Annotated in this window: 12 protein-coding genes and 1 tRNA gene; 11 read left to right on the top strand and 2 right to left on the bottom strand. The window is 41.3% G+C overall.

The features are described from left to right. Window positions 1-5 precede the first annotated feature (5 nt). The 9 genes from INP51_RS08220 to INP51_RS08180 all read left to right on the top strand — a co-directional run bounded on the left by INP51_RS08220 (window position 6) and on the right by INP51_RS08180 (window position 10135). Window positions 6-1166, top strand: a complete 1161-nt coding sequence (locus INP51_RS08220) for a M20 family metallopeptidase (RefSeq protein ID WP_193734405.1) — start codon at window positions 6-8, stop codon at window positions 1164-1166. A gap of 64 nt (window positions 1167-1230) precedes the next feature. Further along, window positions 1231-1905, top strand: coding sequence for an orotate phosphoribosyltransferase (gene pyrE / locus INP51_RS08215; protein ID WP_193734404.1), 675 nt, complete (start codon window positions 1231-1233; stop codon window positions 1903-1905). Between the two features lie 19 nt (window positions 1906-1924). Further along, window positions 1925-2077, top strand: coding sequence for a hypothetical protein (locus tag INP51_RS08210; RefSeq protein WP_193734403.1), 153 nt, complete (start codon window positions 1925-1927; stop codon window positions 2075-2077). Between the two features lie 47 nt (window positions 2078-2124). Then, window positions 2125-2595, top strand: coding sequence for a VanZ family protein (locus INP51_RS08205; RefSeq protein WP_193734402.1), 471 nt, complete (start codon window positions 2125-2127; stop codon window positions 2593-2595). Beyond that, entirely contained in the window at window positions 2582-2896 is a 315-nt protein-coding gene (locus INP51_RS08200; RefSeq protein ID WP_193734401.1) for a hypothetical protein, read from the top strand. Before INP51_RS08205 ends, INP51_RS08200 begins: the two co-directional genes overlap by 14 nt. A gap of 73 nt (window positions 2897-2969) precedes the next feature. Beyond that, window positions 2970-5036, top strand: a complete 2067-nt coding sequence (locus INP51_RS08195; RefSeq protein WP_193734400.1) for an aminopeptidase — start codon at window positions 2970-2972, stop codon at window positions 5034-5036. Window positions 5037-5066: 30 nt separating this feature from the next. Then, window positions 5067-5795, top strand: a complete 729-nt coding sequence (locus INP51_RS08190) for an MBL fold metallo-hydrolase (RefSeq protein ID WP_193734399.1) — start codon at window positions 5067-5069, stop codon at window positions 5793-5795. Window positions 5796-5953: 158 nt separating this feature from the next. Next, the gene (locus INP51_RS08185) at window positions 5954-7876 is read left to right on the top strand and encodes a DNA gyrase/topoisomerase IV subunit B (RefSeq protein ID WP_193734398.1); all 1923 of its coding nucleotides are present in this window, start codon (window positions 5954-5956) and stop codon (window positions 7874-7876) included. Between the two features lie 21 nt (window positions 7877-7897). Next, window positions 7898-10135, top strand: coding sequence for a DNA gyrase/topoisomerase IV subunit A (locus INP51_RS08180; RefSeq protein WP_193734397.1), 2238 nt, complete (start codon window positions 7898-7900; stop codon window positions 10133-10135). A gap of 101 nt (window positions 10136-10236) precedes the next feature. On the opposite strand, the gene INP51_RS08175 is transcribed toward INP51_RS08180, so the two are convergent. Then, a complete protein-coding gene (locus tag INP51_RS08175) occupies window positions 10237-10812 on the bottom strand; it encodes an N-acetylmuramoyl-L-alanine amidase family protein (RefSeq protein ID WP_193734396.1) in 576 nt (191 codons plus the stop codon). A gap of 178 nt (window positions 10813-10990) precedes the next feature. Beyond that, window positions 10991-11063: transfer RNA gene (locus INP51_RS08170), tRNA-Thr, on the bottom strand. An 85-nt stretch (window positions 11064-11148) separates the two neighbouring features. Here INP51_RS08170 and INP51_RS08165 point away from each other — a divergent pair. Further along, the gene (locus tag INP51_RS08165; RefSeq protein ID WP_193734395.1) at window positions 11149-12402 is read left to right on the top strand and encodes a glutamate-cysteine ligase family protein; all 1254 of its coding nucleotides are present in this window, start codon (window positions 11149-11151) and stop codon (window positions 12400-12402) included. 38 nt (window positions 12403-12440) lie between these two features. After that, window positions 12441-13772 carry an ATP-grasp domain-containing protein gene (locus INP51_RS08160; RefSeq protein ID WP_193734394.1) on the top strand — a complete coding sequence of 444 codons (1332 nt, stop codon included), beginning with the start codon at window positions 12441-12443 and terminating at the stop codon, window positions 13770-13772. The last annotated feature ends 68 nt before the right edge of the window (window positions 13773-13840 follow it).

Genomic DNA, 13840 nt, shown 5'->3' with positions numbered 1-13840 from the left:
TTCTGTTGAATCAGTATCAAAAAGATGCAATTGAACTGACTAAAAAATTAATACGTATTGATAGTTCCGATCCGGGTAATTATGAGGGGCAGATTGGTGACTATATCTTCAGCTGGCTTTCAAAGCTTCAGCTTCCGGTTATAAAAAAAGAAGTTCTGCCGGGGAGATATAATATCATGGCAGCGATAGAGGGAAATAAAGATCTGCCTGCACTTGTCTACATCTGCCATATGGATACGGTTATGCTGGGCGAGGGCTGGACAAATGCGGGTCCATTAAGTGCCGAAGAGAAGAATGGCAGAATCTATGGCAGAGGTGCCTGCGACATGAAGTCCGGTCTTGCCTGTGCTCTGACTGCTTTTAAAAGAGCGGCCGAAGAGGCGGCAAAGGGCAGGAAGCCAAAACGTACATTTTTATTTATAGGCACTGTTGATGAGGAGGACTTCATGCGCGGCAGTGAAGCTGTCCTTGCAGATGGATGGGTTGATAAAGACTGCCTGATACTTGACACTGAGCCTACAGGCAAGCGGATTGAAGTCGCACATAAAGGGCGCACCTGGTTTGAACTTACCGTTTCAGGGGTCACTGCACATGCAAGTACTCCATGGAAGGGTGTAGATGCTATCGCAGGAATGGCTGAGATTATTTCCAATATCAGGCACAGAATTGAGATGTGTCCCAGGCATAAGGATCTTGGAATATCCACAGTGACCTTTGGACAGATCGAAGGTGGGTATCGCCCTTATGTCGTACCGGATTCCTGCAGAGTATGGATTGATATGCGTCTGGTTCCGCCTGTCGATACCGATGCCGCTGTCAGTATTGTGGAGGAATCTGTCAAAGAGGCTTCCCTGCAGGTAAAAGGAATTCATGTATCCTGGAAAATTACCGGAGATCGTCCTTTTATTGAAAAGGATGAGAACTCTGTTTTGCTGCGGGCTCTTAAGAGAGCATGTGAGGAGACAGGAGCTTCTTCGGAAGTATCATTCTTCCCGGGTTATTCTGATACAGCGGTGATCGCAGGCAGACTGCATAATCACAATTGTATGTCTTACGGACCGGGAGACTTGGAGCTGGCACATAAACCGGACGAATCTGTACCGGTTCGGGATATCGAAAGATGTGAGGAAGTATACTGGACACTGGCCAGAAATCAGCTTTTTTGATTCAGACTTCACATAGCATAACAGCTGTGTTAGAATTGCATATAACAAAGAAAGGCGAAAACGGATGGAAGAATATAAAAAGGAATTTATTGAATTTATGATAGACAGCAGTGCTTTGAAATTTGGGGATTTTACGTTAAAAAGCGGAAGAAAATCGCCGTTTTTCATGAATGCTGGTGCTTATGTAACAGGAACGCAGTTGAAAAAACTTGGGGAGTATTACGCAAAAGCGATCCATGACAACTTTGGACTGGATTTTGATGTGCTGTTTGGTCCTTCTTATAAGGGAATTCCGCTTGCAGTTGCGACATCTATGGCGATCAGCGAACTTTACGGTGTGGATGTAAGGTATTGTTCCAACCGGAAAGAAATAAAAGATCATGGCGATGCGGGAATATTGCTGGGCTGTCCGATCCATGACAAAGACAGGGTTGTGATTATCGAAGACGTCACCACTTCCGGTAAATCCATCGAGGAGACCTTTCCGATCATAAAGGCACAAGGGGATGTTGAAATCAAAGGCCTTATCGTCTCCCTCAATCGAATGGAAAGGGGAAAGACGACAAGGAGTGCGTTAGAAGAGATTCAGGAGAAGTATGGATTCCCAGCCCGTGCAATCGTGACGATGGCGGAAGTGACAGAGAACCTGTATCAAAAACCGTATAAAGGACAGATTATCATTGATGAGCGGCTGAAGGCTTCTTTCGACGCATATTATAAAGAATATGGTGTAAGTTAAAGAAAGGGAGTTGATTATTATGAATGAAAAAACATATAAGATTATGAAATCTGTCGGAGCAGGAAATATTGCGCTTGGTATTATTACACTTGTGAGTGGCATTGCGACAGGAATCCTTATGATTGTAAGCGGTGCCAGACTCCTGAAACAAAAAAGAGAAATTACATTCTAATATGACTGAATACGGGAGTACGAACAAACATGAAGGGGTTATGATCTTTGAGAACAGCGACTAAAAGTGCGATTCGTCTGTTTGGACGCATAGTGTTTCTGATATATATACTGGCACTTGTATATTTTCTCTTTCTTTCAGAAGAGTATGGCAGGAGAGCGATGCAGACACAGGGATATCGCTATAACCTGATTTTATTTAAAGAAATCCGAAGATTTTGGGTATATCGGGACAAGGTGGGAATGCTTTCGGCCTTTTTGAATATATCTGGCAATGTGATCGGATTTCTTCCCTTTGGATTTATTCTCCCAGTCATGCACCAAAGACTTAAAAGATTTTCGCTGGTGACTCTACTGGGATTCACATTAAGTCTTATCGTCGAGACCTTACAACTTGTGTTTAAAGTCGGGTGTTTTGATGTCGATGATCTTCTTTTAAATACAGCGGGTGCAGCACTTGGCTATCTTATCTTTGCTGTCTGCAATAGAATCAGGAGGGTGATTTTTGAAAAAATATAAATATTCACTGGAACCGGACATAAAATCAAAAAAGGGATGGGAGTCCATAGTGGCGGCGGGTATATCGCTTGCACTCCTTCTTGCAGGTGCGGTCATATCTTTAGTCATGAAGGGAAATGGCGGAACGTTTTTGGGAGCTATGGGACTGTTTTCATTCTTGCTGTCGGCGTATGGATTCTATCTTGGAATTCAAAGCTTTTCTGAGAAGAACGTCAATCACAGGTATAGTACCATTGGATCGATGGCCAGTGGAATTCTGGCTGTCCTCTGGCTTGCACTATTTTTAACCGGAATCTCATAATCAAGTTGCAGTATCATTAGCGTCAAAATACACTTTGCCCCCTATGATAGAGATGAAAAAGGAGAAATGTTAGATGGAAGAAAACAAAGATGATTTTGTAACACAGCGATATGAACTTGCCATCGGGCGTATTCGTGAGATATATATAAATCCAGAGACTGAGCCGTTATTTCGAGACTTTTTCTGTCGGGAAGCAGGATTTTTGATTCAGATGGACGAACTGTTTTCGAACGTAAAAGAGAACATCTTTGATGATATGACACTTGAGGATCTCCGCGCGTATAACAGAGGGCTTTACGAAGAGTTATTACCTGGAAATTATGAAAACAGCTACGGAAATCCCGGTTATGCTGTCAAGATACTAGGACGAGATTACGGTCAGATCTTAAGTATGCTTTATACAGAATTGCGGGGAACGGTTGTATATGCATATGAGCAGCGAATCTGGGATATGACAATAGGCATGGAATTGTTTCTCGAAATTTATCAGGAATTTGAAACGGATGCATACCCGAGGGAAAAGTATTTAAGAGAGAGCATCTATTACTATATGAGCGATTATGCAGATGAATTGATGCAGCAGAGTGTGGATGGAACAGTAGATCCGGCATGTAATTTTGCTGTCGATATTATTATGAATTCCGATCTTACAGATCTGAGATACCTCTATCAATTCGGTGAATATGTGACGAAGAACGAGGAAACGACAGCAGCTTTTTTGAATACACTTCCTGAAGAAGAAATTGAGGCGATGGCTTTGACCTTTACGGAAGGCTATCGAACGGGATTTCTCGTTGAGAATAAGCCTTTGGAGAAGAAAAAGACCGTTAATATCAGATACACGCTGGGGTTTGAGCGAATTGTGAGGTGTGCGATAAGACAGTTTGCGGACATGGGTCTTAAACCCACGATATACCGCACGGCATCTCATATTATGCAAAAGAACCAAAAAGGGAAGAATGGCTATTATGGGGCTGTCCCGAACCAGCAGTTTGAATTTGACCACAAAAATGATGCTGCCCTTTTTATCGATAAGGCATTGATCCAGAGAAAGCTTCGTGCTCTTCAAAACGCATATGAAAATCAGAAGGAAAAGGCTGCCCGGCACGGCGGTCCTGCCGTTATGGAGATCTTCGGGGAGAAACCGTTTGAACCGGTAAGCTGCAAGGATGCTCTGACTCTTTCTGTGGAACAGCAAAAGCTTCAGGTTCTGTACGACAATGAAGCGGGGCAGATTGTGAATCGCTATATTATAGGTGAGGAGAGAAGCTTTACCATCATTGCCTATCCGGTTCCTGAAATTGGGGCAGATTTTGAGAAAATCTTTGAAGAGACTGTGAAAGTCAATACCCTGGATTATAAAAAATATCAGAGAATCCAACAGTCTATCATTGAGGTACTTGACTTGGGTGTATGTGCACATGTTGTCGGTATGAACGGTAATCGAACAGACATCACGATTTCATTCCATGAGTTGACAGACCCTTCGAGACAGACGAATTTCGAAAATTGCGTGGCTGATGTGAACATTCCTGTCGGCGAAGTCTTCACATCTCCGATTTTGAAGGGAACAGACGGTGTGTTAAATGTAAGTAAAGTCTTTCTAAATGAATTAAACTATGTGGATCTGACGATCCAGGTAAAGGATGGGATGATATCAGACTATAGTTGTAAAAATTTTGATGATGAGGGTGAGAACCGAAGATATATCGAGGAAAATATTCTTTTTCATCACGATACCATTCCTATGGGGGAGTTTGCAATTGGAACGAATACGACAGCTTACCGGATGGCCAGAACCTATCACATTGAGGACAAACTGCCAATTCTGATTGCAGAAAAGACAGGTCCGCATTTTGCGTTTGGTGATACCTGCTACAGCTGGCAGGAGGATACGGCTGTCTATAACCCGGATGGGAAAGAGATCATAGCCAGAGACAACGAGAGATCCCTGCTCCGTAAAAAGGATGTAAACCTTGCCTACTTCGGATGTCACACAGATATCACGATCCCCTATGATGAACTTGGTCTGATAGAGGTAATTCGAAAAGACGGTACCAGAGATAAGATAATTGAAAAGGGAAGATTTGTCCTTCCCGGGACAGAAGAACTGAATGAACCTTTAGCAGAACACGAATAGTTACACGAGAAACCAGATGAGGAGATTAGTATGAAAGTTACTTATATACAGCACAGTGGATTTGCAGTTGAGTGGGAGGAATGCGTCTGGGTTTTCGATTATTATAAGGGAGCGGTTCCCGAATGGGACAAAAGGAAACCTCTGTTTGTGTTTGCAAGCCATGTTCATGAGGATCATTTTAACCCGGAGATTTTTAATCTGTTTTCAGAGTATGAGCAGGTAAGTTATATCTTGTCTTCTGATATCAGAAGGAAAGTAATCAAGCTGTCTTTGCCGGACGATACTGCGGCGAAGATTAAGTTCCTTAAAGTGGATGAAGAGCTTAACTTACCTGTATCAGGAGAACTTCGACTCGAAGTCGGGACTTTTGATTCCACGGACTGCGGCGTCTCTTTTCTTGTGAAATACAAAGGTCATTATGTTTTCCATGCCGGCGATTTAAACTGTTGGATCTGGGATGAGGACACGAAAGCGGACAGAAATAATATGATCAGCAGGTTTGAAAGTGAAATTGATAAACTTGAGAATATTCCTGTCGATCTTGCATTTCTCCCGCTGGATCCCAGACTGGGAGATAATTATGATATGGGAATTCGATATTTCATGGAACATGTAAAGTGCAGGGCCATCTTCCCTATGCATCTGTGGGAGAGGTATGATACGGTCAAAAGATTCCGTGATTCTTTAAAAGACGAGAGAGAGAAAGAAGAGATTATAGATATCAGCTGTTTGGGTCAGGACTGGGAGATCAAAGACTGACACCAGAACAAATGTGCTGTTAAATCCTTTTAATAACTTGCAAGATTCCATTTGAGGGTGTTATAATGTCCCGAGGGGCACTATAATGCCCTTGTATCATTAGCGTCAAAATACCTTTTGACGCCTGCATCATAACATAAAAAAGTAAGGGTGATATTATGGCAAAAGGAATATATGATGCCAGCAGTATATCGGTATTGGAAGGGCTGGAAGCGGTCAGAAAAAGGCCCGGTATGTATATTGGCAGTACAACGAAAAAAGGATTAAATCATCTGATATATGAAATCGTGGACAACGCTGTGGACGAGCACCTTGCCGGCTACTGCGATAAAATAGAAGTAATACTTGAGGCAGATGGCTCTTGTACAGTAAATGATAACGGCCGAGGCATACCGGTCGGAATGCATAAAAAAGGTGTTTCGGCGGAGCGACTGGTATTTACCACGCTTCATGCAGGAGGAAAGTTTGATAATAAGGCATATAAGACAAGCGGTGGGCTCCACGGAGTTGGTTCATCTGTGGTAAATGCTCTATCCAGTTATCTTGATATTAAAATCAGCCTGGATGGATATATTCACCATGATTACTATGAAAAAGGGGTTCCGAAATTGGAACTTAAGAATGGTCTTCTTCCAAAAATCGGAAAAACAAAAGAGACCGGAACACGCGTGAATTTTCTCCCGGATTCTGAAATATTCGAAAAAATCATTTTCTCATCGGCGGAAGTAAAATCTCGTCTTCATGAGACTGCTTATCTGAATCCAAATCTGATCATTGAATTCGCAGACAGGAGAAAAGGCTGCGAAGAGGAGTTTATATTCCATGAACCGGATGGAATCAGGGGTTATGTCAAAGATTTGAATAAAAAGAAAGAACCCATCCATGATGTTATTTATTTTCAAGGAGAGAGTGAAGGTATTACGGTTGAGATTGCTTTTCAGTATATCAATGAATTTCAGGAGAATGTGCTCGGTTTCTGCAATAATATCTTTAACGCAGAAGGCGGAACACATCTGACTGGTTTTAAGACACAGTTTACAGTTGTCATGAATAATTATGCACGAGAACTTGGGATACTAAAAGATAAGGATCCAAATTTTACAGGAGCTGATATCCGCAATGGGATGACAGCGGTGATTTCAATTAAACATCCGGATCCCAGATTCGAAGGCCAGACCAAGACCAAGCTTGATAATCAAGACGCTTTGAAAGCTTCAAGCAAAGTTACCGGTGAGGAAACAGTGCTTTATTTTGACCGAAATCTGGAAGTCTTAAAAGATGTTCTGGCCTGTGCCCAGCGTTCCGCTAAGATTCGGAAGACGGAAGAGAAAGCCAAGACAAATATGCTCACAAAACAGAAGTATTCCTTTGATTCGAACGGAAAACTGGCAAACTGTGAAAGCAGAGATCCGTCTAAATGCGAGATCTTCATTGTCGAGGGGGATTCTGCCGGCGGTTCTGCAAAGATGGCCAGAAACCGAAATTATCAGGCTATTATGCCGATCCGCGGAAAAATATTGAATGTGGAAAAGGCCACCATTGACAAAGTTTTGGCTAATGCAGAGATCAAGACTATGATCAACGCTTTTGGGTGCGGTTTCTCAGAAGGATACGGAAATGATTTTGATATCAGTAAGCTGCGATACCATAAGATTATCATTATGGCGGATGCCGATGTGGATGGTGCACATATCTCTACATTGCTGCTGACTTTGTTTTATCGATTCATGCCGGAACTCATCTATGAAGGACACGTTTATGTTGCCATGCCTCCTCTTTATAAGGTAATGCCCTCGAAAGGAGAAGAAGAGTATCTGTATGATGATAAGGCCCTGGAACACTACAGAAAAAGCCATAAAAACACGAAGTTTAGTCTTCAGAGATATAAAGGTTTAGGTGAGATGGATGCCAGCCAGTTATGGGAGACAACTCTGAACCCGAAGACCAGACTTTTAAAGCAGATAGAAATTGAAGATGCCAGGCTTGCCTCTGATGTGACAGAGACCCTGATGGGCAGCGATGTTCCTCCAAGAAGAGAATTTATCTATGAGCATGCAAGAGACGCAGAACTAGATATATAGAAGAAAGGTTAAGCATTAAAAATGGATGAGCAGATTATAAAAACAGAATATTCCGAGCTGATGCAGAAATCATATATCGACTATGCCATGAGTGTGATTGTTGCACGTGCACTTCCTGATGTGAGAGATGGATTAAAACCGGTACAGAGAAGGACCTTGTATGATATGCAGGAACTCGGCATATTCTACGACAGGCCGTACCGCAAATGTGCCAGAATTGTCGGTGACACCATGGGGAAATACCACCCTCACGGTGACAGTTCGATCTATGAGGCTCTTGTTGTGTTGGCACAGGACTTCAAAAAGGGCAGGACACTGGTAGATGGACACGGCAACTTTGGCTCTATAGAGGGAGACGGAGCGGCTGCCATGCGTTATACTGAGGCCAGACTGGAAAAAATCACGCAGGAAGTCTATCTTAAAGATATGGATAAAGATGTTATTGATTTTATACCGAACTTTGATGAGACAGAAAAGGAGCCGGAAGTTCTGCCAGTGAGAATTCCGAACCTTCTTGTGAACGGTGCGGATGGAATTGCCGTAGGTATGGCTACAAACATACCACCTCATAATCTCGGTGAAGTGGCGGATGCAGTCAAAGCCTATATGAAGGACCAGAATATCACCACAAGGGAACTGATGAAATATATCAAGGGACCCGATTTTCCGACAGGGGGAGTCATTGCAAATAAAGATGAATTGGAACAGATCTATGAGAGCGGGAGCGGCAAGATCAAGATCAGAGGGAAAATATCCATAGAAAAAGGAAAAGCGGGAAAACAATATTTTGTAATCACCGAAATCCCTTATACGATGATCGGCGCAAACATTGGTAAATTTTTAAATGATGTTGCAAATCTGGTAGATTCTAAAAAAACCTCCGATATTATTGACATATCTAATCAGTCATCAAAAGAGGGGATCCGAATTGTTCTGGAGCTCAGAAAGGGAGCTGACATCGAATATCTTACTAGCCTTCTCTACAAGAAAACAAGGCTTGAGGATACCTTTGGAGTCAATATGCTTGCTGTGACAGATGGCCGCCCGGAGGTCTTAAGCTTAAAGAAAATCATAGAACATCATGTCGACTTTCAATTTGAGACCTGTACCAGAAAATATCAGAATCTTCTGGCGAAAGAGATGGATAAAAAAGAAGTCCAGGAAGGCCTGATTAAGGCATACGATGTGATTGATCTGATTATCGAGATCCTTCGAGGAAGTAAGAGCCAGAAGCAGGTAAAAGAATGCCTGACTATGGGAAAAACAGAAGGTATTAAGTTTAAGACAAAATCCAGTGAGAAAGCTGCCAAAAAGTTGATATTTACAACCAGACAGGCACAGGCAATATTGGAAATGCGTTTATACCGTTTGATCGGTCTGGAACTGGAAGCGCTGATAAAAGAACATGATGAGACACTTGCGAGAATCAGTCGTTACGAAGATATATTAAACAATTACGACTCTATGGCTTCTGTAATAATGGATGATCTAGATTCAATTAAGAAAGAGTTTGGAAGAAAACGAAGAACGAAGATCGAAAATTCAGAAGAAATTGTTTTGAAAGAAGCTGAGATAGAAGAAACAGAGATTGTCTTCCTCATGGATCGTTTTGGATACGCGAAAACCATTGACTGTGCAACATATGAGAGGAATAAAGAGTCAGCGGATACTGAGAATAAATTCATATTTTCCTGCATGAATACGGATAAAATATGTATATTCACCGATCTTGGAAAGATGCATTCATTCAAGGTGCTGGACCTGCCTTGCGGCAAGTTCAGGGACAAGGGAATACCGATTGACAACATCTGCAAATATGACAGTTCGAAAGAGCAAATGGTATTTGTCTCAAATCTTAAGAATATTACAGACAGGGAATTGATATTCGTCTCTCGAAACAGTATGTGCAAGGTTGTAAAAGGTTCTGAATTCAATGTGTCAAAGAAAACAATAGCAGCAACGAAACTGGCAGATGACGACGATCGCCTGATACTTGTGGGGATCTTCGATGAAAGTGATTATCTTGTCCTGCAAAGTGAAGAGGGATATTTCTTACGGTTTCTTGCTAATGAAGTGCCTGAAAAGAAAAAAACTGCTATTGGAGTTCGGGGAATGCGGCTTGGTAAAGATGATTTTATCAGCCATGGCTATCTCCTGGCAAACCGAATAGAATATAAGATAGACTACAAGGATAAGAAATTGTCTCTCAACCGATTGAAACTGGCAAAACGTGATAACAGGGGAACTAAAAAACAGTAATATTGTCTTTTGAAAAATAATGGGCTCAGGGTCTGCGTTTTCATACTTTATGCAGAGCAGGACCGTGAACCCAAGGCAACAGGGAAACAACAGGTGGTTTTCTAGAGAATCTGAGGAAGTTCCAGATAATTTAACAGCCCTACGTAGATTGCATATGCAAATTGATACTGATCGTTTACCAGCTTTTGCACATCATCTTCGTTTGAAATATAACCTAGTTCAACTAAGACTGCAGGCATCTGCGTACGTCTTAAAACATAGAGTGAGGGATTTTCACGGACACCATTATTTTTCGTGCCGGTTCTTCTTACGATCTCCAGAAGTATCTGTTCGGCAAGAGCAGATGCCACATCATCAAACTCATATACATATACTTCGCTTCCGTTTACGGCAGGGTTTGGATTGGAATTCACGTGTATGCTGATAAAATAATCGGCAGGCCATTCATTTGCCATATTCACTCGTTCCATTAAACTGGTAGCGTTACTTGTTCCAAGGGATGTTTCTGGGGTGGGCCTTGAAAGCATGACCTCAAATCTTGAATCGTCTGCCATAATATCAGCCAAATATCTTCCTACCATATATGTGATATCCTGTTCTCTATAGCCGAATCCCTCGGCCCCTGCATTGACACCGCTTGGGTTGTGTCCCTGGTCTATAAATACCTGTATTGCCAATTTCGTACCATCCTTTATACATTTGTTCTCTTATCTTAACATATGCTGTGAAGTCATCATTGACCATCAAAATTCAATTTGATAAATCAGCGTGTCTATGGTATATTAGATGATAAGGGTCATAATTAGTATATCACTGATACATGACACAAAGGGGAGTCTTAAGACAAAAAAATAAAGCCGAAAATCAGATTCGAACTGACGACCTCTTCATTACGAGTGAAGCGCTCTGCCAACTGAGCTATTTCGGCTTGTGCAACGCACAATGAATATTATACCTTATTTTCAAAATAAATCAACTGTTTTTTTAAAAAAATTACAGATCAAAAAGGAGCAATGGTGAACAGTTATTTTAAGCAGCAGAATCTGAAGATTCTGGAAGAACATTTTCGTAATGGATGCAAGATGAATTGTATTCAGAAACTTGGCATGGAGATTGAGCATATCATCGTGCATAAAGATACTTTGGAAGCTGTAACTTATTACGAGAAACATGGGATAGGCTGGCTGCTTGATCAGCTGAAGCCCTATTATCCTCATTTCTATTATGAGCAGGACAGTCTTTTGGGATTGTCCAATGCAGATTATTCAATAAGTCTGGAGCCGGCTTGTCAATTTGAGATCAGTATTGCTCCAAGAGAAGATATCCGGACAATCATGAAAATTTATCATAGTTTTCTTAAGATTTTACAGCCATATCTTCAACAAGAGGGATATGAAATATTAAATATTGGATATCAGCCCAAAAGCAAGGTGAATAATCTGCCTTTGATTCCGAAACAGAGATATCGCTTCATGGATCAGTATTTTAAGACTTCCGGTACCAGAGGAAGAAACATGATGAGGGGAACTGCGGCAACACAGATATCCATCGATTACTGCAGTGAAGAGGATTTTGTTCGTAAGTATCGGACGGCATATCTGATTATGCCTGCCATCAAATTTTTGACAGACAATTCACCGATTTTTGAGGGGAATCCGTACTCCGAACATCTGGCACGCACAGAAATCTGGGACAATGTAGACCCGAAACGCTGTGGAATTCCCAAAGGACTTTTTGACGAAGATTTCGGTTTCCATACGTACGCCGAATATCTGTGGAATCTGCCCCCGATTATGAAACCGGAGGGTGACAACTTTGTTTATTGTGGTGAGGATCGTGTCTGTGATATCTGGGATGAGAGGCTACTTAGTCTTGAGGACGTAGATCATATCATCTCTATGACTTTTCTGGATGTCAGACTTAAGAACTATGTTGAAATTCGCGGTGCTGATAGTATACCTGCCGAATATATGATGGCTTATCTGGCTTTTATTAAGGGAATTTTCTTTGATAAACAAGTTTCAGAAATTCTACTTTCCCGGTATCATGTAACAATCCGGGATATACAAAGAGCAGATCAGTCTCTTTGCAAAGATGGCTATCAAGGGGAAATTTATGGTGTTCTGGCGGATCAGTTTTTCCTGGAACTGTTAACGCTTGCAAAGACTCACCTCAAAAACGGAGAAGAGGAGCTTTTGGATCCCTTTTTCAGTCTGGTGGATGAAAAGACTACATTAGCTGCAAAATATCAAAAGAATGAATTATAAAAAATTTAACAGACATTTTACTGAAAAAGGAGTTAATATTGGAATCAATACAAGAAGAGTATAAATCGTATATAGAAGAACATATGGAAGAAAGTGAAAAGGCTGCGCAGTCTGTGAAGGACTTTCTTATGAATTCACCCGCCTACTATCATGGGCGTCTTCGGGTTCATACGCTTCAGATACCGAAAGTGTTTTCAGAAGATACCATTCGTATCTTTCAAAATATTGTCAAGATAACCTACAGTATCTTCACAAAGGTGATTCGGGAATATTTAGATAACCCCGAATATAGAAAATTATTTCCATTTTCCAGGGAACTTGAAAAGTTGATCCTTGTTCCGAATCTCTATGACAGTCTTCTTCCAATTGCAAGATTTGATATCTTTTTTAATGAAGATGACCATTCGTTTAAATTCTGTGAGATTAATACGGACGGAACCAGCGCGATGAATGAGGATAGACTGCTCAATCAGGCTTTAGAGTTGAATCCGGCTCATGTTCAGATGAAGGAAAAATATCAGTTTAAATCGTTTGAACTTTTTGACAGCTGGGTGGAAACTTCCTTATCCTTGTATGATACGTATGAAAAGAAAGTTGAGAAACCTTATATTGCAATTGTGGATTTTCTTGACAATGGTTCAGTTACGGAGTTTGAGGAATTTAAAAAGCGTTTTCAAAAGTATGGCTACGACTGTGAGGTTTGTGAGATTACAAAGATGAAATATCGAGATCATGTGTTATATTCACCATCTAATATCCCGGTTGATCTCATCTATCGAAGAGCTGTTACTACAGATATCATGGCCCATTACGATGAAGTGCGAGATTTCACAGAGGCTGTCAAAAACCAGGATGTCTGTATTATGGGATCTTTTTGTACGCAGATTATTCACAATAAATGGCTTTTTAAGGTGCTGCGTGAGGAGCCCACTTTAAGCCTTCTGACCAGAGAGGAGCAGCTATTTGTAAATGAACATATTCCTTATACAAACCTTCTTGATGATCACTTCTTTGATGTGAATCAGGTGACTGAAGATAAGAACAGGTGGATTATCAAGCCGCTTGATTCCTATGCATCAAAAGGAGTGTTTGCGGGAATTGACTTCAGCGAAGAAGAATGGCTGGCGATTGTAAGAGAAAATATCAATCAGGGATATATCTATCAGGAATATTGTCCCCCATACAGAACTGAAAACATCTCTTTCACAGAGGATGATGCGAAATTTAAAACTTATACCAATATGTCGGGACTATATGTATATAATGGAAGTTTTAAGGGAGTCTACTCCAGACTTTCAGACGGTGGGATTATTTCATCCCAGTATAACGAAAAGGAAGTTGCAACATTAGTCCTGGAAAACAAGAAATAGTGTTGGAACATAGTTTCAGACAGGGAGTTATTTTTGAGGGATGGTCATGGCGACATGCACTATTCCTC

Origin of the sequence: Blautia liquoris (assembly GCF_015159595.1) — a bacterium.
In the GTDB taxonomy this organism is placed as follows: Bacteria; Bacillota; Clostridia; order Lachnospirales; family Lachnospiraceae; genus Novisyntrophococcus; species Novisyntrophococcus liquoris.
This window is presented reverse-complemented; position numbering and strand designations above follow the sequence as displayed.

Excerpts from the sequence above, each read along its gene's own strand:
- INP51_RS08165 (WP_193734395.1), top strand. The coding sequence starts at position 11,149 with ATGGTGAACAGTTATTTTAAGCAGCAGAATCTGAAGATTCTGGAAGAA.
- INP51_RS08195 (WP_193734400.1), top strand. The coding sequence starts at position 2,970 with ATGGAAGAAAACAAAGATGATTTTGTAACACAGCGATATGAACTTGCC.
- pyrE (WP_193734404.1), top strand. The coding sequence starts at position 1,231 with ATGGAAGAATATAAAAAGGAATTTATTGAATTTATGATAGACAGCAGT.
- INP51_RS08210 (WP_193734403.1), top strand. The coding sequence starts at position 1,925 with ATGAATGAAAAAACATATAAGATTATGAAATCTGTCGGAGCAGGAAAT.
- INP51_RS08190 (WP_193734399.1), top strand. The coding sequence starts at position 5,067 with ATGAAAGTTACTTATATACAGCACAGTGGATTTGCAGTTGAGTGGGAG.
- INP51_RS08185 (WP_193734398.1), top strand. The coding sequence starts at position 5,954 with ATGGCAAAAGGAATATATGATGCCAGCAGTATATCGGTATTGGAAGGG.
- INP51_RS08180 (WP_193734397.1), top strand. The coding sequence starts at position 7,898 with ATGGATGAGCAGATTATAAAAACAGAATATTCCGAGCTGATGCAGAAA.